Annotated in this window: 20 protein-coding genes; 10 read left to right on the plus strand and 10 right to left on the minus strand. The window is 66.0% G+C overall.

The genetic code is table 11. The features are described from left to right. Positions 1 to 71: 71 nt before the first annotated feature. The gene (locus tag ACVIYL_RS04975; protein ID WP_016847103.1) at positions 72 to 596 is read right to left on the minus strand and encodes a MarR family winged helix-turn-helix transcriptional regulator; all 525 of its coding nucleotides are present in this window, start codon (positions 594 to 596) and stop codon (positions 72 to 74) included. 130 nt (positions 597 to 726) lie between these two features. Here ACVIYL_RS04975 and gstA point away from each other — a divergent pair, with 130 nt between their 5' ends. The 3 genes from gstA (at position 727) to ACVIYL_RS04990 (ending at position 2,006) form a co-directional block, all read left to right on the plus strand. Further along, the gene (gstA, locus tag ACVIYL_RS04980) at positions 727 to 1,344 is read left to right on the plus strand and encodes a glutathione transferase GstA (protein ID WP_456777888.1); all 618 of its coding nucleotides are present in this window, start codon (positions 727 to 729) and stop codon (positions 1,342 to 1,344) included. A 40-nt stretch (positions 1,345 to 1,384) separates the two neighbouring features. Continuing rightward, the gene (locus ACVIYL_RS04985; RefSeq protein WP_456777889.1) at positions 1,385 to 1,537 is read left to right on the plus strand and encodes a hypothetical protein; all 153 of its coding nucleotides are present in this window, start codon (positions 1,385 to 1,387) and stop codon (positions 1,535 to 1,537) included. 82 nt (positions 1,538 to 1,619) lie between these two features. Then, the gene (locus tag ACVIYL_RS04990) at positions 1,620 to 2,006 is read left to right on the plus strand and encodes a hypothetical protein (RefSeq protein WP_240536793.1); all 387 of its coding nucleotides are present in this window, start codon (positions 1,620 to 1,622) and stop codon (positions 2,004 to 2,006) included. 305 nt (positions 2,007 to 2,311) lie between these two features. Here the strand turns inward: ACVIYL_RS04990 and ACVIYL_RS04995 are convergent, their stop codons facing one another. From ACVIYL_RS04995 to ACVIYL_RS05010, 4 genes are all read right to left on the minus strand, one after another. Then, positions 2,312 to 4,525: a 3-hydroxyacyl-CoA dehydrogenase NAD-binding domain-containing protein gene (locus ACVIYL_RS04995; protein WP_456777890.1), complete on the minus strand. Its 2,214-nt coding sequence runs from the start codon at positions 4,523 to 4,525 to the stop codon at positions 2,312 to 2,314. A 19-nt stretch (positions 4,526 to 4,544) separates the two neighbouring features. Continuing rightward, on the minus strand, positions 4,545 to 5,753 hold the full coding sequence (locus ACVIYL_RS05000) for an acetyl-CoA C-acetyltransferase (RefSeq protein ID WP_283065077.1): 1,209 nt from the start codon (positions 5,751 to 5,753) through the stop codon (positions 4,545 to 4,547). A 137-nt stretch (positions 5,754 to 5,890) separates the two neighbouring features. Next, the gene (locus tag ACVIYL_RS05005) at positions 5,891 to 7,678 is read right to left on the minus strand and encodes an acyl-CoA dehydrogenase C-terminal domain-containing protein (RefSeq protein ID WP_456777891.1); all 1,788 of its coding nucleotides are present in this window, start codon (positions 7,676 to 7,678) and stop codon (positions 5,891 to 5,893) included. 107 nt (positions 7,679 to 7,785) lie between these two features. Next, on the minus strand, positions 7,786 to 8,202 hold the full coding sequence (locus ACVIYL_RS05010) for a nuclear transport factor 2 family protein (protein ID WP_229191371.1): 417 nt from the start codon (positions 8,200 to 8,202) through the stop codon (positions 7,786 to 7,788). 160 nt (positions 8,203 to 8,362) lie between these two features. Here ACVIYL_RS05010 and ACVIYL_RS05015 point away from each other — a divergent pair, with 160 nt between their 5' ends. The 5 genes from ACVIYL_RS05015 (at position 8,363) to ACVIYL_RS05035 (ending at position 15,803) form a co-directional block, all read left to right on the plus strand. Continuing rightward, positions 8,363 to 8,950, plus strand: coding sequence for a PadR family transcriptional regulator (locus ACVIYL_RS05015; RefSeq protein ID WP_057016062.1), 588 nt, complete (start codon positions 8,363 to 8,365; stop codon positions 8,948 to 8,950). A 368-nt stretch (positions 8,951 to 9,318) separates the two neighbouring features. Further along, positions 9,319 to 12,873, plus strand: a complete 3,555-nt coding sequence (locus tag ACVIYL_RS05020; RefSeq protein ID WP_456777892.1) for a hypothetical protein — start codon at positions 9,319 to 9,321, stop codon at positions 12,871 to 12,873. 113 nt (positions 12,874 to 12,986) lie between these two features. Further along, positions 12,987 to 13,829 carry a hypothetical protein gene (locus ACVIYL_RS05025; protein WP_456777893.1) on the plus strand — a complete coding sequence of 281 codons (843 nt, stop codon included), beginning with the start codon at positions 12,987 to 12,989 and terminating at the stop codon, positions 13,827 to 13,829. Positions 13,830 to 14,094: 265 nt separating this feature from the next. Next, positions 14,095 to 15,024, plus strand: coding sequence for a sulfite exporter TauE/SafE family protein (locus tag ACVIYL_RS05030; protein WP_076832838.1), 930 nt, complete (start codon positions 14,095 to 14,097; stop codon positions 15,022 to 15,024). Continuing rightward, complete coding sequence (locus ACVIYL_RS05035; RefSeq protein WP_456777894.1) at positions 15,021 to 15,803, plus strand: TIGR02186 family protein; 783 nt, start codon at positions 15,021 to 15,023, stop codon at positions 15,801 to 15,803. Before ACVIYL_RS05030 ends, ACVIYL_RS05035 begins: the two co-directional genes overlap by 4 nt. A 1-nt stretch (position 15,804) precedes the next feature. On the opposite strand, the gene ACVIYL_RS05040 is transcribed toward ACVIYL_RS05035, so the two are convergent. Then, positions 15,805 to 17,115 (minus strand): aspartate aminotransferase family protein, encoded by a 1,311-nt coding sequence (locus tag ACVIYL_RS05040; RefSeq protein WP_456777895.1) that lies wholly within the window; start codon positions 17,113 to 17,115, stop codon positions 15,805 to 15,807. A gap of 147 nt (positions 17,116 to 17,262) precedes the next feature. Between ACVIYL_RS05040 and ACVIYL_RS05045 the strand changes: the two genes are divergently transcribed. Then, complete coding sequence (locus tag ACVIYL_RS05045; RefSeq protein ID WP_168858469.1) at positions 17,263 to 17,754, plus strand: Lrp/AsnC family transcriptional regulator; 492 nt, start codon at positions 17,263 to 17,265, stop codon at positions 17,752 to 17,754. A 14-nt stretch (positions 17,755 to 17,768) separates the two neighbouring features. Here the strand turns inward: ACVIYL_RS05045 and ACVIYL_RS05050 are convergent, their stop codons facing one another. The 3 genes from ACVIYL_RS05050 to ACVIYL_RS05060 are packed head-to-tail and all read right to left on the minus strand — an operon-like array spanning position 17,769 to position 20,843. Then, entirely contained in the window at positions 17,769 to 19,100 is a 1,332-nt protein-coding gene (locus ACVIYL_RS05050) for an NRAMP family divalent metal transporter (protein ID WP_456777896.1), read from the minus strand. A gap of 58 nt (positions 19,101 to 19,158) precedes the next feature. Next, positions 19,159 to 19,923: an MBL fold metallo-hydrolase gene (locus ACVIYL_RS05055; RefSeq protein ID WP_456777897.1), complete on the minus strand. Its 765-nt coding sequence runs from the start codon at positions 19,921 to 19,923 to the stop codon at positions 19,159 to 19,161. Beyond that, complete coding sequence (locus ACVIYL_RS05060; protein WP_456777898.1) at positions 19,920 to 20,843, minus strand: DMT family transporter; 924 nt, start codon at positions 20,841 to 20,843, stop codon at positions 19,920 to 19,922. The genes ACVIYL_RS05055 and ACVIYL_RS05060 overlap by 4 nt, the downstream gene beginning before the upstream one ends. Before the next feature lie 98 nt (positions 20,844 to 20,941). On the opposite strand from ACVIYL_RS05060, the gene ACVIYL_RS05065 reads away from it, so the two are divergent. Then, a complete protein-coding gene (locus ACVIYL_RS05065) occupies positions 20,942 to 21,805 on the plus strand; it encodes a LysR family transcriptional regulator (RefSeq protein ID WP_456777899.1) in 864 nt (287 codons plus the stop codon). A 194-nt stretch (positions 21,806 to 21,999) separates the two neighbouring features. On the opposite strand, the gene pdeM is transcribed toward ACVIYL_RS05065, so the two are convergent. Further along, entirely contained in the window at positions 22,000 to 22,671 is a 672-nt protein-coding gene (gene pdeM / locus ACVIYL_RS05070) for a ligase-associated DNA damage response endonuclease PdeM (protein ID WP_456777900.1), read from the minus strand. Positions 22,672 to 22,724: the final 53 nt, after the last annotated feature.

Below are 22,724 nucleotides of genomic sequence, written 5' to 3' on the forward strand. Positions count from 1 at the left end.
TTCGATCGAAGGCGCGCGGTGGCAGGGACATCCGCGAGCCACAACGGCTGCGGATGATGGAATCAGCAATATCATCGGGCAGGCACGCCGTCTCGCGCAGGCGCAGCCTTGCTGTCAGCCTTGGTCTCGTTCTTGACGTCGCCTTTGGCGTCGCCGCAGGCGCAGCCGAGCCGGTCGAGCAGGCCGCACAGCCTGGTTGCGTCGGCGTCGGATAATTTCGAGCCGACATGCTTGTCGATCGCGGCGGAATAGGCGTTCCACATCCGCTTCTGCAGCTCGCGTCCAGCCTCGGTGATCTCGACGAACTGGCCGCGCTTGTCGATCTTGCATTCGCGGCGGGCGGCGAGCCCCTCGTCGACCAGCTTGTCGATCAGCCGCGAGGTCGAATATTGCGGGATCAGCATCTGGCGCTCGAGCTCGACCGGACGCAGCTCGCCCGACGGCGCGCGGGACAGCTCGAGCAAAGCGTCATACCAGGCGAGCGGCGGAAAACCGGCCTTCTTCAAATCCTGCTCGACGCAGTCCAGCACCCGGCTCGGCACCCGCATCAGGCGGATCCAGGCGGCCGTCGCCTCGCTCGATAGCTTGCGTTTCATGGTCTAGCTCATAGGGTCCCGGCACCGACTGTACCGCACTGAATGCATCTGCATCAATCTTGACTATTTCATGCAGGCGCATGTAGGCAATCCCTCTCCGGACGCCAAGAACAAGGGAAGGAATACCCCTATGAAGCTTTATTACACCCCCGGTGCCTGCTCCCTCTCCCCCCATATCGCCCTGCTCGAGGCCGGGCTGCCCTACGACCTGGTCAAGGTCGATCTCCGCGCCAAGAAGCTCGAAAACGGCGACGATTTCCTCCAGGTGAACCCCAAGGGCCAGGTGCCGGCGCTGACGCTGGATACCGGCGAGATGGTCACCGAGGGGCCAATCATCATCCAGATGATCGCCGACAAGGCCGCCGACAAGAAGCTGGCACCGGCGAGGGACTCCAACGAGCGCTACAAGCTGCTCGAATGGCTGAACTACACCACGACCGAGCTGCACAAGAATCTCGGTCCGATGTTCTCGCCCGTGCTCGCCGACGACGCCAAGGCCTTCTTCAAGGACCGCGCCATGGGCAAGTTCAAATATGTCGAGAGCCAGCTCGCCGGACGCGACTATTTGATGGGCAACCAGTTCACGGTCGCCGACGGCTACCTCTTCACCATGATCATGTGGGCGCAGGACCGGCTCGGCTTCGACTTCTCCGGCCTGCCGAACGTGACGGCCTACAAGGCCCGCGTCGCGGCGCGCCCGAAGGTGCAGGAGGCGCTGAAGAAGGAAGGCCTGCTCAAGGCGGCCTGAGCCGAACAAGGCCGGCCTCGTGGCACCACGCGGCCGGCCCTTGCCGATAATTGTCGACAGGAAGAAGCTGGCCACGACCCATCTGCTGCCGGGCATGCCGGTCGAGGTGTGTCCGACCACCGAGCGGACGGTGCTCTCCTGTTTGATGAAGCCGCTGGCCGACCAGGTCCACCGCGCCTTCAGGGAGAAATGAACGGTGCAAACCTTCAGGACGTGCTGGAACAAAATCAATTTAATCGGCATTCTACCGATTAAGACTACTTTCGGCTGAGGGCGTGGCCGTCCTTGTTCGAGCGATCCAACTGACTGACTATGACCTGCGGCGCGCCCTCCGCTCCAACTGGTCTAAAAATGTGACGATCGCCTTTACCCTTTTATTGACCAGCACCCTGGTTGGGCTGGCAACCAGTTTGTACTTTCGGGTTTGGACATTGATGCTGGAGTCGCCGCTGGTCGCGGTGCTCGCGGCGATCGTGCTCCAATCCGACGGCTTTTCCTTTGCCACCGGTGCTCCGATCGTCGTCGCCTGTCTCGCCTTCAACCAGTTCGCCTATCTCGCCGGCGCCTTGCTCTCTCCGGGGACTGACGGCTCAATGGCGGAAGAAATTGACGGCCTGCCAGACCGTCGCGGCGAGCACAATATCCGCGGCCAGAACGAGTAGCGCGAGGCCGGCCCATGACGGGCCCTTGCCCCGCAGACGCAGCGGCTTCCGCCATCGCGACGACCGCAGGGAAGACAAGGAATCCTTCGCCGCGATCTCCGCGGCTCCTTCCTTGAACGCAGAACTCATCGCACGACACCCTCACGCTGATCGTCGCCCCGGCGATCGACGAGCAAGAGTGATGCCAGCAGCGTGGTGCCAGTGGGGAACGAGCGTGGCGGGACTTTGACGCGCATGACCGTCGCACAACAGGATCAAGTCGGATCGATGACCGGCTTGATCCTGCGCGAGTTCGCCTCAGAAGTTTACGCCGCCTGCTTCTTCGGCGGGAAGCGGCCGTAGAAGGTTTCGCCCTTGGCGGCCATCTCCTCGAGCAGCTTCGGCGGCGTGAAGCGCGAGCCGTACTTCTTCTCGAAGCTGTGGCAGAGTGCGACGAAGTTCCTGGTGCCCATGAAGTCGATGTAGGACAGCGCACCGCCGGTGAAGGGCGCGAAGCCGAAGCCGAGGATTGAGCCGACATCGGCCTCGCGCACGTCGGTGATGACGTGATCCTCGACGGTGCGCGCGGCCTCCACCGCCTGCACCACCAGGAAGCGCTGCTTCAACTCCTCGACGCTGAGCGTGTCGGGATCGAGGTGCTTCGGCTGCAGATTGGCGAGCCCCGGCCACAGGCTCTTCTGGCCCTTGCCCTTCTCGGGATAGTCGTAGAAGCCCTTGCCGTTCTTGCGGCCGAAGCGGCCCTGCTTCTCGACCATCTCGACCATCAGCTTCTTCTGCGCCTGGTCGATCGCATTGGGGCCGAGATCAGCCTCGGTCGCCTTGGTGATCTTCAGGCCAAGATCGAGCGCGACCTCGTCCTGCAGCGACAGCGGCCCGACCGGCATGCCGGCCATCTTGGCGGTGTTCTCGATCATCGCCGGCGGCACGCCCTCGAGCAGCATCTCGTTGCCCTCGGAGATGTAACGCATCACGCAACGGTTGGCGAAGAAACCCCTCGAGTCGTTCACCACGATGGGCGTCTTGCCGATCGCGCGCACATAGTCGAGTGCGGTCGCCAGCGCGACGTCGCCGGTGTTCTTGCCGAGGATGATCTCGACCAGCATCATCTTCTCGACCGGCGAGAAGAAGTGGATGCCGATGAACTTGCCCTGGTCCTTGAACTCCTCGGCCAGCGAATTGATCGGCAGCGTCGAGGTGTTGGAGGCGAAGATCGCGCCCGGCTTCAACAGCGGCTGGGCCTTGGCATAGGTATCCGCCTTGACCTTGCGATCCTCGAACACCGCCTCGATGACGAGGTCGCAGTCCGAGATCACGTTGTAGTCTGATGTGGCCGAGATCCGCGCCAGGATGGCATCGGCCGCGTCCTGCTTCATCCGTCCCTTGGCGATCAGGCCGTCGACCACGGTCTTGGCGTGGCCCTTGCCCTTGTCGGCGCTCTCCTGGTCGCGATCGACCAGCACGACGTCGATGCCGGCCTGCGCCGAGACATAGCCGACGCTGGCGCCCATGAAGCCGGCGCCGATCACGGCGAGCTTCTTGACCTTGGTCGGCGGCATGCCCGCCGGGCGGCGAGCGCCCTTGTTCAATTCCTGCATCGACAGGAACAGCGAGCGGATCATCGCCGCCGCTTCCTTCGAGCGCAGCACCTTGGTGAAGTAGCGCGACTCGACCCGCAGCGCGGCGTCGATCGGCAGCTGCAGGCCCTCATAGACGCAGCTCATGATGGCGCGCGCGGCCGGATAATTGTCGTAGGTCTCGCGGCGATAGATCGCATTGCCGGCCGGGAACATCTGCATGCCCATCTTGGAGAAGACGGGGCCGCCGGGCAACTTGAAGCCCTTCTCGTCCCACGGCGCGACCGCCTTGCCGCCGCCCTTGATCCAGTCCTTCGCGGCCTTGATCAAATCGGCCGCCGGCACCACCGCGTGAATCAGGTTGAGTGCCTTGGCGCGGGTGAGATTGACCGCCTCACCCTTGAGCAGCAATTGCATCGCGTCCGCCGGCTGCACAAGACGCGGCACGCGCTGGGTGCCGCCGGCGCCGGGGAACAGGCCAACCTTGATCTCGGGCAGGCCGAGCCGGGTCTTCGGGTTCTCGGCCGCGACGCGGTAGTGGCAGGCCAGCGTGATCTCGAAGCCGCCGCCGAGCGCAAGGCCGTTGATCGCGGCGACCCACGGCTTGCCCGAGGTCTCGATCGCGCGGAACGACTGCGACATCTGGCGGCTCTGCTCGAACAGCATCTGGTTCGCGGCTTCCTCGCCCTTCTCCTTGAAGAGCTGCGCGTAAGAGCGGTTCATGCCCTCGAGCATCGAGAGGTCGGCGCCGGCGCAGAACGCCTCCTTCGCCGAGGTGATCACGACACCCTTGATCGCAGGATCGCTGGTCGTCTGCTTGATGATCTCGCCGATCTCCTGGGTCGAGATCTCGTCGAACACGTTCATCGAACGATCAGGGATGTCCCAGGTGACGAGCGCAATGCCGTCGGCGTCGACGTCGAACTTGAAATTCTTGTAAGCCATGTTGCTCGCTCCCCTCGCCTCAGACGCGCTCGATAATGGTGGCGGTGCCCATGCCGCCGCCGATGCACAGCGTCACCAGCGCGGTTTCCTTGTTGGTGCGCTCGAGCTCGTCGAGCACGGTGCCGAGGATCATCGCGCCGGTCGCCCCTAACGGATGGCCGAGCGCGATCGCGCCGCCATTGACGTTGATCTTGGCGTTGTCGATGTCGAACGCCTGGATGTAGCGCAGCACCACCGAGGCGAAGGCCTCGTTGAGTTCGAACAGGTCGATGTCCGACTTCTTCATGCCGGAGCGCTCGAACAGCTTTTCGGTGACGTCGACCGGGCCGGTCAGCATCATCGCGGGCTCCGAGCCGATATTGGCGAATGCGCGGATCTTCGCCCGCGGCTTCAACCCGTGCTTGGCGCCCGCCTCCTTGCTGCCGAGCAGCACGGCGCCGGCGCCGTCGACGATGCCGGAGGAATTACCGGCGTGATGCACGTAATTGACCTTCTCGACCTCGGGATGCGACTGGATCGCCACCGCGTCGAAGCCGGCCATCGCCGCCATCGCCGCGAAGGACGGCTGCAGCTGCGCCAGCGACTGCATCGTCGTGGTCGGGCGCATGTGCTCGTCCTTGGCGAGGATGGTCAGGCCGTTGACGTCCTTGACCGGCACCACCGACTTGCCGAAGCGGCCCTCGTCCCAGGCCTTGGCCGCACGCTGCTGGCTCTGCACCGCGTAAGCGTCGACGTCGTCACGCGAGAAACCGTATTTGGTCGCGATCAAATCGGCCGAGATGCCCTGCGGCATGAAATAGGCCGGCACCGCCATCGAGGGATCCATCGGCCAGGCGCCGCCGGAGGCGCCGATGCCGACGCGGCTCATCGATTCCGCGCCGCCACCGATCACGAGCTCATGCTGGCCGCTCATGATCTGGGCCGCGGCGAAGTTCACGGCATCGAGGCCGGAGGCGCAGAAGCGGCTGATCTGCACGCCCGGCACCTTCTCGCCGAGGCCGGCGTTCAGCGCCGCGAAGCGGGCGATGTCGGAGCCGGCCTCGCCGACCGGGTCGACGACGCCGAGCACGACGTCATCGACGGAATCCTCGGGAAGATTGTTGCGCTCCTTGAGCGACTTCAGCGGCACCGTGGCGAGCGCCAGCGCGGTGACCTCGTGCAGTGCGCCGTCGGCCTTGCCGCGGCCGCGCGGGGTACGAACGTGATCGTAGATGTATGCCTCAGGCATGACGCCCTCCTTGATATGAGGATCATAATATATACGGAAAGACCCGCCGCCGCAGCAGTGCGGCGGCAATTTTCAGGGCTTTCTTGTTTGACGCGTTTTCCTCACGCGAACCGGTCTCCACTTCGCTGGAAAACGCGTCAGAACGCTTCCGCGGCCAATTCCATCGTGGTGGCGCTGCCGCTCTGGATCCGGGCCAGATGCACGGCGGTCTCCGGCAGCAGCTTCTCCATGAAGAAGCGGCCGGTCACAAGCTTGGTGTTGAGGTAGGGCGTGGTGCCGGCGGCGGCCTTGTCCTGCGCCACCTTGGCCATCTTCGCCCACATATAGCCGAGCGCGACGAGGCCGAACAATTTCATGTAGTCGGTCGCGGCGGCGCCGGCATTGTCGGGCTTGGCCAGCGCGTTCTGCATCAGCCAGCCGGTGGCCTGCTGCAGATGGCCGAGCGCGGTGGAGAGCGGGGTGATGAACGGCTTCATCGCCTCGTCGGCGCCATGCTCCTTGGCGAAAGCGCCGACCTCGCCGAAGAACGCCATCGCCGCACGGCCGCCGTCGCGCGGCAGCTTGCGGCCGACCAGGTCGAGCGCCTGGATGCCGTTGGCGCCCTCATAGATCATCGCGATGCGCGCATCGCGCACGAACTGCTCCATGCCGTGCTCGGCGATGTACCCATGGCCGCCGAACATCTGCTGCGCCGAGACCGTGTTGGCGAACCCGGTGTCGGTCAGGACGCCCTTCAGCACCGGCGTCATCAGGCCCATGTGATCGTCGGCAGCCTGGCGATCCCCAGCGTCGTTGGAGCGGTGCGCGACGTCGCTCTTCAGCGCGGTCCATACCACCATGGCGCGCGCCGCCTCGTTGAAGGCGCGGATGGTGAGCAGCGTGCGGCGCACGTCGGGATGTACGATGATCGGATCAGCCGGCTTCTCGGGTTCCTTCACGCCGGTCAGCGAGCGACCCTGCAGGCGCTCGCGGGCATAAGCGACCGCGTTCTGATAGGCGACCTCGGACTGCGCGAGGCCCTGCACGGCGACGCCGAGGCGAGCCTCGTTCATCATCACGAACATGCCCTGCATGCCCTTGTTCTCTTCGCCGATCAGCCAGCCGGTGGCGTTGTCGTAGTTCATCACACAGGTGGAATTGCCGTGGATGCCCATCTTGTGCTCGATCGAGCCGCAGCTGACGCCGTTGCGCTGCCCGAGCGAGCCGTCGGCATTGACCAGCACCTTCGGCACCACGAACAGCGAGACGCCCTTGATGCCGGCCGGCGCGCCTTCGATGCGCGCCAGCACGAGATGGATGATGTTCTCAGTGAGGTCGTGCTCGCCGGCGGAGATGAATATCTTGGTGCCCGTGATCTTGAAGCTGCCGTCGGCCTGGCGCACCGCCTTGGTGCGGAGCAGGCCGAGATCGGTGCCGCACTGCGGCTCGGTCAGGTTCATGGTGCCGGTCCACTGGCCGGCGACCATCTTCGGCACATAGGTCTGCTTCTGCTCGGGGGTGCCGTGCACCAGCAGCGCCGCGGTCGCGCCCATCGTCAGCCCTCCATACATCGAGAACGCCATGTTGGCGGAGATCTGGAATTCGTTGACGGCCTGCGAGAGCGTCACCGGCAGGCCCTGGCCGCCGAATTCCGTCGGCGCCGAGAGGCCGAGCCAGCCGCCTTCGGCGACCTGCCTGAAGGCATCCTTGAAGCCCTTCGGCGTGGTGACGCTGCCGTCGTCATTGCGCTTGCAGCCCTCGAGATCGCCTGTGCGATTGAGCGGCTGCAACACCTCTTCGCTGAGCTTGGCGGCCTCGCCGAGGATCGCCTCGCGCACATCGGCCGAGGCATCGGTGAAGCCGGGAAGATTGCCGTAGCGATCGATCTGGAAAACGTCGTTGAGCAGGAAGCTGACGTCTTCGACGGGGGCTTTGTAGGTTGGCATGCTGATCTCCCGGCTGGCTCGTGGCCGCATATGCGACGGACGCTGCGCAGCGTGTCCTTGGGTTGTTGGAGCGGACCTTATCCGGTTCCGGAGGTCCGCGGCAGATGCTATCGCGACTGTGATTGCGACGTTGCGCCGCTTTGCTTCATCAACTCCTCGCCCATCATCCGATGCAGCAGGTTGATCGCCTTGAGCGGACGCACCATCACCTTGAAATGCGTGATCCGGCCGTCACCATCGAACGTGATGATGTCGACGCCGTTGAGCTTGATGCCGTCGATCTCGTTCTCGAATTCGAGCACCGCGCCGGTGTCATTGCGCCACTCGCCGAGATACTTGAAGGTCGGGCCGCCGAGCACCTTGGCGGCGCTGGTGAGATATTTGAAGGTGATGTCGCGGCCGCGCTGCGGCGTGTGCACGACCGGACTTTCGAACACCGCGTCGGGATGCAGCAGGTCCCACAGAGCGGCGGTGTCGTGGGACTTCATGTAGGCGTACCACTTGTCGAGGCCCGGCTTGCTCATTCGGACGTCTCCTGCGGCGGGGTTAAGAAGCCTGGACATCGGCGCGCGCGACAGGGCGGCACGCCGATCACCATATGCATATTGACGCATATGCACACTAACGCATAAAGTCAAGCGAACTTCAGAATGGCCTTTTGGGGAACTGAGATGGAGGTGGGCGTTGGCACTCGGTGACGCAATCCTTGCCTGCCTCACGGAACGTCCGATGACGGGCTATGAGCTCGCCAAGACGTTCGATGCGTCGATCGGCTTCTTCTGGAAGGCCGACCATCAGCAGATCTACCGGGAGCTCTCGCGGCTGCGCGACAAGGGCCATGTCCAGGGCCGCGAGGTGGTGCAGTCCGGCAAACCCAACAAGCTGGTCTATACCCTGACCGCCGAAGGCCGCGCGGCGCTGAAGCACTGGGCAGCGCGCCCGAGCGTGCCGCCCTCGATCAAGGATGACCTTCTGGTCCGGCTCTATGCGCTCGACTGCGTCGATATCGAGCCGCTGCGCAACGACCTGATGGCGCGGCTGGAGCATCACCGCGACCGCTATGAGCGCTATGAGCGCCTGCTCAACAAGCGCTTCCCCGACGGCACCGCGCCGCCGGCCGATGTCGGCAAGATGCTCAGTCTGCGCCTCGGCATGCGCCATGAGCGGATGGTGGTGGAATGGTGCGAGGAGGCGCTCGACGCGCTCTCGGCCATGTCCGGCCGCAGCAATGTGCTGCCGCTCGACGACGGCAAGCGCGAAAGCAACGGCTAGAAACAAATCTCCAACCTCCCCTTGAAAAGGGGAGGTCGCTTTGCTCGAAGAGCAAAGCGGGTGGGGATCATCTCTCTCCACACGCAGCAGTGTGTGCGGCAAACCCCCATCCCGACCTTCCCCCTTTCAGGGGGAAGGAGAAGAGGAGCAGCACCGCAGGGCATTGTCCTGATCCGGCGCAACAGGTTCCCGGATTCCCTAACTTTAGCGCCCGTCGGCCGCATTCCTTAACCCGTTATTTACCGTGACGGGAAAAAGTCAGCAGCTGAAGCAGACGCCCGGCGCAGAATTCGATTGTCTCTTAACGGGAATGCGCGGGGAGGCTGCGGGCGCAGGGTGTAGCGCCGGAGTCGGGACCGGACGGAATCATGAATTCGCGCGTATCGTGGAGTGTTGACGGCATCGATCCCTCCGTCCGCGACAGGGCCGAGGCGGCTGCGCGCCGCGCCGGCATGTCGTTGAACGACTGGCTCAACTCCACCGTCGGTGAACCGAGCCCGCCGGATTGGCGCATGGAGCAACGGCAGCCGATGCCGAGCCGGGAAAGCCGCGAGGTCGCCGATATCCACCAGCGGCTCGACGCCATCACCCGGCAGATCGAACAGATTGCAAAGCCTCTGACGCGCGCCGAAGCGGTGCGCGCCGAAGTGCCGCGCGGCCAGCCCGCCGTCGCGCGGCAGCTGAACGACGCGATTTCGCGCCTCGATGCCCGGCTGTCGCAAATTTCGCGGCCGCAGGCGGCGCGCGAGCCGCAGCCACAGCCGATGCGTGAGTCGCAGATGCAGCGCGAGCCGCAGATGCATGACCGGCAACTGGAGGAGAGGCTGCGCCAGGCGGAGGCGGTCGAGCGCGCCGCAGCCCAGGTCTATCGCCCCTCGCCGCCACTGAGCCCGGCCTCGTTCGATTTCGCGATCGCGGAGATCGCCGCGCGCCAGAACGAGCTCGACGTATCGGCACAACGGCAGATGCCGCCGCGCGGCACGCCGCCGATGCCGCAATCGACGCCGCCGATGGCCGCCTATGCGCCACCGCCGCCTGCCGGGCCCGACTTCTCCTCGCTCGAGCGTCAGCTGCTCAAGATCACGAGCCAGATCGAGGCGCTGCAGCGGCCCGACCATATTGAGCAGTCGATCGCGGCCTTCCGCGGCGAGCTTGCGGAAATCCGCCAGGCGATCACCGAGGCGATGCCGCGCCGGGCGATCGAGTCGATCGAGAACGAGATCCGCTCGCTGCATCACCGGATCGACGAGCTCCGCCAGGAGGGCCGCAACGGCCAGGGCCAGGCGATCGCCGGCATCGAACGCGCGCTGTCGGAAATCCGCGAGTCGCTGCGCACGCTGACGCCCGCCGAGCAGCTCACCGGCTACGACGAGGCGATCCGCAATCTCGGCGCCAAGCTCGACATGATCCTGCGCGCCAACGACGATCCGTCGACGGTGCATCAGCTCGAGAGCGCGATCGCCGCGCTGCGCGCCATCGTCTCCAACGTCGCCTCCAACGACGCGCTGCTGCAGCTCTCCGGGGACGTGCATGCGCTGGCCGCGAAGGTCGACCAGCTGTCGCAGATGTCGCGCGCCGAGAGCCATGGCGATGCCTTCGCCGGGATCGAGCAACGCATTGCCGCATTGGCCTCGACGCTGGAGACCCGCGAGCGGCCGGCCGGCTATGACAACACCGATGCCATCGAAGGCGCCCTGCGCTCGCTGTCGGAGCGGATCGACCGCCTGCAGGTCGGCAACGACAGTTCGTCGGCATTCACCCATCTCGAGCAGCGCGTCTCGTATCTGCTCGAGCGCCTGGAGTCCGCCGACCAGCGCTCCGGCAATCTCGGCCGGGTCGAGGAAGCGCTGCATGACATCATGCGGCACCTCGAGGCGCAGCACGCCCACATCGCCTCGCTCGCCGACGCCGCCCGCAACGTCAACACCTCCTCGCCGCAGCCGATGATGGACAGCGGCATCGTCGACATGGTGAAGCGCGAGCTGTCCGACATCCGCTTCAGCCAGTCGGAGACCGACCGCCGCACCCAGGATTCGCTGGAGACCGTTCACAACACGCTCGGCCATGTCGTCGATCGTCTCGCGATGATCGAGAACGATCTGCGTACGGTGCGCACCGCGCCGCCTGCTCCCGCGCCGGCCGAACCGCGGATGGAAGCTCCGCGGATGGAGATGCCGCGCGCGGCGATGTCGCAGCCGATCGCGCAGCCCAAAGCTGAAGCGTACAAGCCTGAATCGTACAGGCCCGAATTGCCCAATCCTGCGCTGGCGCAGGAGCACTTCATGTCCGCGCCGCGCGAATTCCATGCCGCGCAGCCGGTCGAGAGCGCGCCGCCGCCGCTGCCGCCGCGCGCGATCAGCGAGATCCTCGAGCCGCATGCGGCGTCCGCACGCGCCGCGATCGCGCCGGACCTGCCACCGGATCATCCGCTCGAACCGGGCACACGCCCCTCCGGCCGCGTCGCTTCGCCGTCGGAGCGGATCGCGGATTCCGAGCGCGCGATCTCTGATCTTCCCGCCGGCAAGAAGGAGCCGGTCTCGACATCGAGCTTCATCGCCGCCGCACGCCGCGCCGCGCAGGCCGCTGCCGCGCAACCCGTCAACGAGAAGGCGGCGCGCGCCGCGAGCAAGGCTGCAGCCAAGGCCAAGGAGAAGGCCGACAAGGCCGCGAAGGCGGCTGCCGCCAAGGCCGGCACGGCCGCGGCCGGCGCGACGGCGACTGGCGCGCCGGAGGCGCAGCCCTCGACCATCACCTCCAAGATCCGTTCGCTGCTGGTCGGCGCGAGCGTGGTCGTGATCCTGCTCTCGACCGCCAAGATGGCGATGAACCTGCTCGACACCAGCTCCGCGCCGCAGGTGCCGGCGATCGAGCACAGCGAGCCGGCCACGCCGCCCATGCAGCCGCCTGCCGAGAATTCCGCAGCCCCCGCCCCGGCTGCGCCGTCCGGCCTGCCCGGGTCGTCAGTGCCCGGGCCATCGATGACCTCGCCGACCCCGCTCGGCCGCCAGTCCAACAATACTCCGGCGCCGAACACGCTCGACAGCGCGCAGGTGACGTTACCGCCGGCAATCGCGCCCGCACCGGCCGCCGCGCCTGAGCCGACCGCGGTACCAACGGCCGCTGCCAACGACGTCACCGGCACGATTCCGACCGCACCGCCGCTCGGCGGCAAGCTCGCCATGGTCCAGATCCCCGCGGGCGAGAAGCTGCCCGATGCGATCGGTGGTCCGGCGCTGCGCAGCGCCGCGATCAAGGGCGATGCGGCCGCGGCCTATGAGGTCGGCGTCCGCTTTGCCGAGGGCAAGGGCGTGACCGCCAATGTCGACGAAGCCGCCAAATGGTATGCCCGCGCGGCGCAGGCCGGCGTGGTGCCCGCGATGTTCCGGCTCGGCACCTTCTACGAGAAGGGCCTCAGCGTGAAGCGCGACTTCGATGTGGCGCGACGCTATTACGTGCAGGCCGCCGAGCGCGGCAACGCCAAGGCGATGCACAATCTCGCCGTGCTCGACGCCGATGGCGGCGGCAAGGGCGCCGACTACAAGAGCGCCGCGCAGTGGTTCCGCAAGGCGGCCGATCGCGGTGTTGCCGACAGCCAGGTCAATCTCGGCATCCTCTATGCCCGCGGCATCGGTGTCGAACAGAACCTCGCCGAGTCCTTCAAGTGGTTCAGCCTCGCGGCCGCACAGGGCGACGCCGACGCCGGCCACAAGCGCGACGATATTGCCAAGCGGCTCGACCCGCAGTCGCTGGCCGCAGCGAAGCTGGCGATCCAGACTTTCACCGCCGAGCCGCAGCCGAGCGATGCGGTCAACGTCCCGGCGCCCGCCGGCGGCTGGGACGGCGCGGCCGCGCAGCCCGCAGCGGCGAAGCCGGTCAAGCAGCCCTCGAAGCGGACCGCGGCGCTCGCCGCTCCGGCTCACTAGGTTCGAGACGGCTGCGGCGCCTTGACGGTGCCGCTGTCCTATACCTCCGGCCTTCGGCCGTGTAGACAGGCGCGCAGTTCCGCGCCGTCGGCGCACGTTCCGGAGGGTCAGGCTTGTCTGTCGATGATCGCCAGGATGATGGAACGGGCCACCGTTCCTCGCCGACCGGTCCCCGCGTGGCGCCGCCGCGGCAGGCGCCGTCTCCATTTGCCCGGCGCCCCTCAGCCCCGCCTCCGCCGACGCCGCAAGGGAACGCGGCATCGCCGCCTCGCGCGTTCCGGTTCTCGCTCTGGTCCATCATCATCTTCGTGCTGCTGTTGTCGAGCGTCGCCATCCAGGCTTACCGGGACCTGTCGACGCCGGGCGCCTGGGACTTCTGGCGCGAGACTTACATCGCGGCCAGCATGACGTCCGCGGTGATTCCCGACGTCGACATCGACGGATCGGGCCGCGGCCGGCGGGCGCTTGCGATCAGCGGCAAGATCGGCTCGGCCAGCGCGAGCTGGTTCCGCGACCGGCTCAGCGAGGCGCGTCTCGCACCGGGCGACGTCGTGCTGCTGTCGTCGCCGGGCGGTGCGCTGAACCAGGCCGCCATCATGGGCGAGGTCATCCGCACGCACGGGCTGGTCACCGCGGTCGCCACCGCCGGCGCCTCGGGCAAGCTCCGCCCCGCGTCCTGCGCCAGCGCCTGCGTCCTGGTCTATGCCGGCGGCCAGACCCGCTATGGCATCGCGGGCTCGCGACTCGGCGTGCATCGCTTCACGACGAGCACGCCCGTCAGCGATCCCCTCGCCGAGGCCCAACGCATCCAGGGCATGGTGCTGGGCTACATGACCAAGATGGGCGTCTCTTCCGGGATCGTCGAGGCGATGTCGCAAACCTCCGATATCCGCTGGCTGAACCCGAAAGAAGCGCTCGCGCTGAACCTGATCACCAAGCCGGTCGATCGGCCGTGAGGCGACACAGGCGTCATTAATCTGAATTATCAACCACGTCCGCAGACGGCGGCCAGGTGCGGCGAAAAATGCCCCCGGGAGCGGATTCTTTAGTCCCTCCCCCCGCCGATTTCAGTTATGCAAGAACGCGGCAATCGACCCGCGTTCGCCTGCGTCTTGCGCGCCGACCGGATTCGTTCAGCCGGAGAATGCCCGACCAGAACGACATCACGCCGTGATGCGGCCTTGTGCCGAACTCGCGGCGAACCGACAAGAAGCGACGCGCGTGCAGCTCTACCTCCCGATCGCCGACATTCCGGTCAATGTCTTCCTCATCCTGGCGATGGGCGCGGCGGTTGGATTCGTCTCCGGCATGTTCGGCATCGGCGGCGGCTTCCTGATGACGCCGCTGCTGATCTTCGTCGGCATCGCGCCCGCTGTCGCGGTCGCCTCCGTCGCCAGCCATATCGCGGCCTCCTCGTTCTCCGGTGCCATTTCCTATTGGCGCAGACGCGCGATCGATCCGCTGCTGGCGGCGGTGCTGCTGGTCGGAGGCACGCTCGGCACCACGTTCGGGGTGTGGACCTTCACCTTCCTGCGCTCGCTCGGCCAGCTCGACCTGATGATCGCGCTGTCCTACGTCATCCTGCTGACGACGGTCGGTGGGCTGATGTTCTGGGAAGGTTTGCGCGCGATGCTGCGCGTCCGCCGCGGCGGTCCGATCGCGCTGCGCAAGCCCGGCAGCCATGGCTGGATCCACGGCCTGCCCCTGAAGCTGCGCTTCAAGCGCTCCAAGATCTATCTCTCCGTCATCCCGGTCGTTGTGGTCGGACTCGCGATCGGCTTCATCGGCGCCGTGATGGGAATCGGTGGCGGCTTCATCCTGGTGCCGCTGATGATCTATGTGCTGCGGGTGCCGACCTCGACCGTGATCGGCACCTCGATGGTGCTCACCCTCGTCACCATGGTGTTCGCAACCATGCTGCACGCGGTGACCAACCATCTGGTCGACGCCGTGCTGGCGCTGATCCTGATGGTTGGCGGCGTCACCGGCGCGCAGTTCGGCGCCCGCGCCGGCCAGAAGATCCGCGGCGAGCATCTGCGCCTGCTGCTCGGCCTGCTGGTGCTCGCGGTCGGCATCCGCTTTGCGGTGGAACTGGTGATCCGGCCGCAGGACCTCTACAGCATCCGCGAAACCGGCGGAGCCCCGCCATGAGGCTGCGCGCGGCGCTCGCGATCATCGGCTTCGCCGCCGCCGGCCTGGCGGCCGCGCCCGCTCATGCCGAGCGGCTGATCGTGTCGGTCTCCAACCACCGCGTCACGGTGACGCCGAACTATTCCGGCGGCGAGCTCGTGCTGTTCGGCTCGGTCGAGAAGGACGACAAGGCGCCGGCCAATCGCAACAATTACGATCTCGTCGTCACGGTGTCCGGCCCGCGCGCCGACATGGTCACGCGGCGCAAGGAGCGCAAATTCGGCATCTGGATCAACACCGACTCGCGCCAGTTCCTGCAGGTGCCGGGCTATCTCGCGCTGTTCTCGAATCGCCCGTTCGACCAGATCGCCTCGCCCGAGGTGCAGCGGCGGCAGCAGCTCGGGCTCAACAACGTGCTGCTGATGCAGCGGGTCGGGCCCGACTATGCCGACGTGGTGCCGAACGACCCGTTCCGCAGCGCCTTCGTGCGGCTGCGCTCCGAGCACGGGCTGTACCGTGAGGCGACCTCGGCGGTGACCTTCCTGACCCCGACCCTGTTCCGCACAGGCATTCCGCTGCCGGCGGAGGTGCCGATCGGCACCTATAATGTCGAGATCAAGCTGTTTTCCGACGGCGCGCTGGTGACCAAGGCCGAGACCGCGTTCGAGATCGTCAAGGTCGGCTTCGAGCAATTCGTCGCCACCACCGCGCGGCATAACGGCCTTGTCTACGGCCTGATCACCGCGTTCATGGCGCTGATGACCGGCTGGATGGCCTCGATCGTGTTCCGCAAGGATTGATCTAGCCAGCCCTGCTTTGCAATGCGCTTTCGAACGCGTTGCTGAGGATCGAGAGGCCAAGATCGATCTCGTCGTCGCTGATCGTCAGCGGCGGGGCGATGCGGAATACGCTGCCCATGCCGGGCAACTGAACGATGTTGGTGCTCAGTCCAAGCTGCATGCAGCGCTGAGAGACACGCGTTCCGAGCGCTTCGTCAGGCTCCTTGCTGTAACGGTCGCGCACGATCTCGATGCCCTGCATCAGCCCCCTGCCGCGCACGTCACCGATGCATTCGAACCGGTTCTGAAGTGCGAGGAGCCCGTCCCTCAGCCGCGCGCCCGCTATCCTGGCGCGCTCGACCAATCTGTCGCGAAGGATGATCTCGATGACCTTCAGCCCGACCGCGGCCGGCATCGGGTCCGACACATGCGTCGTGTAGAACAGGAAACCGCGTTCGTGACACCGCTCTTCGATCTCGGCGGAGGTGATGACCGCAGCCAGAGGCAGCCCGGCACCGAGCGTCTTCGACAAGGTCAGGATATCAGGCACGACACCGTCGCGCTCGAAAGCGAACATGGCGCCGGTTCGGCCAAGGCCGGTCTGTGCCTCGTCGACGATCAGCAGCATGCCGCGGGCCCGGCACAGCTCCTTCAACTCGGCAAAGTAGCCTTCGGGAAGATCGATCAGGCCGCCGGAGCTGAGGATCGGCTCGGCGATCATGCAGGCGAGCGAGCCGGTCGATTGGCGATCGATCAGATCGAAGGCGTAGGCCAGCTCGGCCCGCCAATCGGCCGCATTGCCGAAGCGCGGGCGATAGGGGTTCGGCGTCGGAATCGCGAGCGAGCCGACCGGCGCCGGACCATAACCCTTGCGGCCGGCCGAATAGGTCGTTCCGGCCGCGCCAGACGTCATTCCGTGCCAGGACTGCGCGAACGCGACGGTCTCGAAGCCGCCGGTGGCGAGCTTGGCCATCTTGATCGCAGCTTCATTCGACTCGCCGCCGGTGCTCAGCAGCATGACGCGATCAAGCCCCGGCGGCAGCAGGCCCGCGAGCTGTTCGGCCAGCGCGACGACCGGGCGCGTCAGCATGCCGCTGAAGAGATGGTCGAGCCGTTCGACATGCTCGCTGATGGTCTGGACGATCTCCGGGTGACCGTGACCGAGCACGGCGCTCATCTGCCCGGACGTGAAATCCAGGATGGCCCGGCCGTCGGCGTCATAGACGAAGGACCCGGAGGCACGCTCGATGATCACGGGAGCGAACGTCCCGCCATAGCGAATGAGGTGACGCCGCGCGCGATCCCAAAAGGATTTGTCGTCATTTCCGGCCATGCCCGCTCCTTGCTGCTCGGTTGCAGCGATCAAAGAACCCTCGCACCACATCTTATGCGCGCGCGAGGGCAATGACATTGCGATTTGAGATGCATTTCAGCCCTTCTTCTGCAAACAATTGCGCAAAAGATGGAGAATGCGAAAGAAATGGGAACCGCGATCGTGATTGACGAGATCGACCGAAAAATCCTCGACGTGCTGCAGGTCGAGGGGCGCATCACGAATCTCGAGCTGGCCGAGCGGATCGGCCTCTCGTCCGCCCCCTGCATGCGACGCGTTCGCACGCTCGAAGAGGCCGGCGTCATCAATTCCTATGTGGCGCTGGTGGACCCGACGCGGGTTGGACTCGGATTCGACGTGATCGTCGAGGTCCGTCTCAAGCAACAGAACAGGGAATCCTTCACGCGCTTCGAGCGGAAGGTGATCGACCTTCCGGAGGTCGTCGAATGTTGCATGATTGCCGGCGATTGGGATTACTCGCTACGGATCGTGTCCTCGGACCTCGCGCGCTATCAATCCTTCATCCTCGACCGCCTTATGCATCCGGATAGCGACGTCGCGAGCTACCGCACGACGATCATCCTGCGAAAGGTCAAATCGACGACCAAGATCGATAGCTCGCTGTTCGGCGAGGGTTGAGGAGTTCGAACAAGCTACAGCAGGAAGCCGATCCCCATCGCGATCACGCTGAGCGCCATCGCGCCGGTCGAGAGCCAGCCGAGCCAGTACAGCCATCCGCGGACCACAAAGCGGTCCATGATGTCCCGGCGGCGGGTCATGAACATCAGCAGCACCATCACCGGCACCGCGAGCACGCCGTTGACGACCGCACTCCAGTACAACGCCGAGATCGGATCGATCGGCGTGAAGTTGAGCGCGATGCCGATGCCGCCCGACAGCGCCAGCACCGAATAGAACGCGATCGCCTCCTTCGGCCTGCGCGTCAGCCCGACCCGCCATCGCCGGCCCTCGCCGACCGCATAAGCCGTCGCACCCGCGAGCACCGGGATCGCCAGAAGGCCGGTGCCTACGATGCCGAGCGCAAAGATCACCTCGGCAAACGGCCCGGCGATCGGGCGCAGCGCCTCGGCGGCCTGCGCCGAGGTCTGGATATCGGTCTTGCCGGCGGCGTGCAGCGATGCGGCGGCGGTGACGATGATCGACAATGCGATCAGGTTCGAAAACGCCATGCCGGTGATGGTATCGGCGCGGATGCGCGAGAATTCGTGCCGGGCGCCGTAATGCCGTTCGATCAGCGGATGCTTGGTGGCGTCGACCCGCTGCTCCTCCGCCTCCTGCGAGGCCTGCCAGAAGAACAGATAGGGCGAGATCGTGGTGCCGAGGATCGCAACGATGGTCGTGAAATAGTCGGCGCTCCAGCTGATGCGCGGCAGCAGCACGCCGGCCAGGGCATCCATCCACGACACCTTGGCAAAGGCGAGCGCCGCGACATAGGCGAACAGGCTGAGCGTCAGCCATTTCAGGATCGCGACGTAGCGCCGGTAGTTCATGAAGATCTGCGCGGCCACCGAGGTCACGCCGAACAGCACCACATAGAGGATGGCCGGACCGCCGATCAGGAGCTTTGCCGCATCGGCCATGGCCGAGAGGTCGGCCGCGATGTTGATGGTGTTGGCAATCGACAGCAGCGTCACCGCGACGGCGAGCAGCCAGCCTGGATAATGCCGGCATACATTGCCCGCGATGCCATGCCCGGTGACGCGGCCGACCCGCGCCGAGATCTCCTGGATCGCGCTCATCAGCGGAAACGTCAGCAGCATGGTCCAGCCAATGCCGTAGCCGAGTTGCGCGCTGGCCTGGCTGTAGGTGCCGATCCCCGAAGGGTCGTCGTCGGAAGCGCCGGTGATCAGCCCGGGTCCGAGCGTCTTCAGGACGCGGCTGAAACTGAACGGCTGGCGCCGAGGCTTCGCCGCCGGCGCATCGTCATGTTTGTCGTGTGGTGGGATCGTCCCTTGCCGCGTCATGTCCGGTTCCAGCCGTCTGACAACGAGCCGGATACCGGCAAGGTTCCTGGGACGAAACCTACGGCTCGATGACCGTGGCGATGCCGGGCTCGAGGATGCGCAGACGGCGGCCGAAGCCGAGCGTATCGAAGCTCGCGCGCAGGTCGCTCGCGCTCTGCCGGAAATGCGCCCAGCCGTCGGTATGAACCGGCACGATCACCGCGTCCGCAAAGGCGCGCGCGGTTTCGATCGCGTCATTGGTGTCCATGGTGAGATGGAAGGGGCCGCGGGTTTGCGCCGCGCCGGCGAACGGCAGCACCACGCCGCAGTCGAAGCGCCGCGCAACCTCGGCGACGCCGTCGAACCAGGTGGTGTCGCCGCTGACATAGACCGGACGGCCCGGTTTTGCCGGTTCGACGACGAAGCCGATGACGTCGCCGGACAACGGCTCGATCCCCGCCGGTCCGTGCCGCGCCGGCGTCGCTGTGATGGTGAGGGTCCGGCCGCCCTTCTGCAACTCGGTCGAGGCCCAGCGCGCAAAGCCCTCGGCGTTGCCGCCGAGCCGCCTGGCGCCGGCCTCCGTCGTCAGCACGCGCTTCGCCTCTTTAAGGAAATCCCGGCCGGTATGGTCGAGATTGTCGGAATGCTGGTCGTGGCTCAGCAGCACCGCATCGATCGCGCCGACATCGCGCGCGCCGAGCGCGGGGCCCGTCAGCTTCTCCAGTTTCACATGCGGCAATTGATACTCGCCGGGCGCATCGAAGGTCGGATCGGTGAGCAGGCGGAACCCGTCGATCTCGATCAGGGCGGTGGGACCTCCGATCAGCGTGATGGTGATGCTCACGTCATACTCCTGTTGGGCGCGGCTGCGGGGCGGGTCACCAGGTAAATGCCGAGCGCCACCGGAACGATCCCGAGCAGGTCGCGAAATTCGACATGCTCGCCGAGCACGAGATAGGCGAACAGCATGCCGAGCGGCGGCATCAGGAAGTGATAGGCGCTTGCGGCGGTCGCACCACACACTTTCAGGAGATGAAACCAGAGCAGATAGGCAAGGATCGAGCCGCCGAGCACGAGGAAGGTGAAGGCGCCGGCAAGCCGCATGCTGGGCACGATGTCGCTGACACTGGAGAGCGTGAAGGCGAACGGCATCACCGCAAGGCCGCCGGCCATGTTCTGGATGCCGTTGCCGATCCACAGGCTGCCCTTCGGTGCCAGCAGCTTGAACAGCACGGTGCCGGCGACGATCGAGGCGAGCGAGGCCAGCGTGAACAAGATGCCATGCGGGCTGTCCGATCCGACCGACATGCGATGCCAGACGATGAAGGCGACGCCGACGATGCCGAGCACGAGACCGATCACCTTGCGCAAGGTCATGCTCTCACCGAGGAACAGCGCTGCCAGCATGGCGGTGAACACCGGATTGGCCGAGACGATCAGCGCGCCAAGTCCGGCGGAGACCGTCTTCAGGCCGGTATAGCCGAGGCCGAGATAGAGCGCGTTGTTGGCGACGCCGAGCACGGCGAACACCGCCGCATCGCGCCAGGTGAGATCCCATTGGTCGCGGCGCAGCCATGAGATGGTGAGGATCAGAACCCCGGCGAGCGAAAACCGCGCGGCGAGCAGGATCAGCGGCGGGCAGTCGGTGACGCCGATTTTGCCGGCCACGAACGCGTAGCTCCAGAGCAGGCAGAACAGGGCAATCAGCAGCGGCAGGGTGTTGAAGCGGGCGCGGGGGGCGGCCATCGAGGTAGCGGCGGACATGGGCGAATTCTCCTTCGGCCATGATCTAGGCCTGCGCCTTGATATTTGGAAATTAAATGATAGACTAGCGTACAGTGGATTTATAAATGGAGGCTGCGATGCTCGACCTGGAGCTGTTGCGCAGTTTCGTCTCGGTGGTCGATGCCGGCGGCTTCACCCGCGCCGGAGAGCGCGTCCACCGCACGCAGTCGACGGTGAGCCAGCAGATCAAGCGCCTGGAGGAGGATGTCGGCCAGCCGCTGTTGATCCGCAGCGGCAAGGATGTCACCCCGACGGAAGCCGGCGAGCGGCTATTGACCTATGCGCGGCGGCTATTGTCACTCGCCGAGGAGGCCCGCGACGTGCTCTCGCGGCCCGGCAGCGAAGGCGCGATCCGGATCGGCATCACCGAGGATTTTGCCGCCTATCGGCTGACAAAGCTGCTCGCCACCTTCGCGCGCAGTCATCCGACCTTGCGGCTCGACGTGCGCTCCGGCCAGAGCCTGTTCCTGTACCGCGATCTCGAACGCGGCGATCTCGATCTCGCGCTGATCAAGCGCGCCGCCAATGAGAAGGGCGGCATCGCGGTCTGGCCTGAACGCGTGCACTGGGTCACCAGCAAGAGCCACCCACGCGATACGACGGCCGGCTCGGTTCCGCTGATCGGTTTCGCCTCGGGCTGTCTCTACCGCGCCCGCGCCATCCATGCGCTGGAGAGCGCCGGCCGCAACTGGCATATGGCCTACACCTCCTCCAGCCTCGCCGGCATCCAGGCCGCGGTCGCCGCGGGCCTCGGGCTCAGCATCCTGTCGGAAATGTCGATCCAGGCGGAGCATCGCGTGCTGACCGCAAAGGACGGCTTTGCGCCGATCGACCGCACCGAGGTCGCCCTCGTCGCCGCCCCCGAAGCCAGCCCGGCGACACTCCGGCTGGCGGACAGGCTCGCGGAGTATTGCGAAAGCGTGCAGGCGAAGGCGGCTTAGGTCGAGGTCGCGCAACAATCTCTGCTGTCGTCCCTGCGAAACACGAAAGCAGGGACCCATAACCACCGCATGCAGTAGTGATGCCGCGCTGGGGCCACAGCTTTGCGCAATCTCGAAGAGCGGTGGTTATGGGTCCCGGGTCGCGCTTCGCTTGCCCGGGACGACACTGAGTCTGTGGCAGGCGCCCGCGATCCTCAATAACACCGCGACGCGACGAACGCGTGGACGCGGTTGTCGCCGAGCACATGGGCCATGAAGCCGGGCGATCCGAAGATCCGTGTGAACGCGCCATCGCGGATGCTCAGGCCGCCGGTGTAGGCGCCGAACGCCGGCATCACCGCGCGCTCGCCGTCACAGGCGAAGCAGCGGCGCTCGATCGAGCGGCCACGGGTCGGCACCCGCGCCTTGGGGTGCAGGTGTCCGGCGATCTCGCCGGCGGCGCCGGTCGGCTCATGGCGGAACACGATCGGACCGATCGCGACTTCGGTCGCGACCACGCCGCCGAGATCGGACGGCAGCGCCGGATCGTGATTGCCCGAGATCCAGATCCAGTTGCGCCGCAGCTGCAACGCCGCGAGCGCCTCGCGGTCCGGATTGGACAGGCGTTCATGCGCATCGCGATCGTGAAAGCTGTCGCCGAGCGCGATCACCTGCCGCGGATCGTGCCGCGCGACGACAGCGGCGAGCCGGCTCAGTGTCGCGACCGTGTCGTAGGGCGGCAGCAGCACGCCGCGGCTGGCGAAGCTCGAGCCTTTTTCCAGATGCAGGTCGGAGACCACGAGCAGGCGCTGCGCTTCCCAGAACAGCGCGCCGGAGAAATCCGCCACGAAGCCGACATCGGCCACCGTGACCCTCGAAACGCGCATGTCGTCACCGTCTCGCAAAGCTAGCGCGCTTGCCGTCACGTCCTGTTCCCCAG

It is taken from the genome of Bradyrhizobium sp. USDA 3315, from assembly GCF_054056795.1.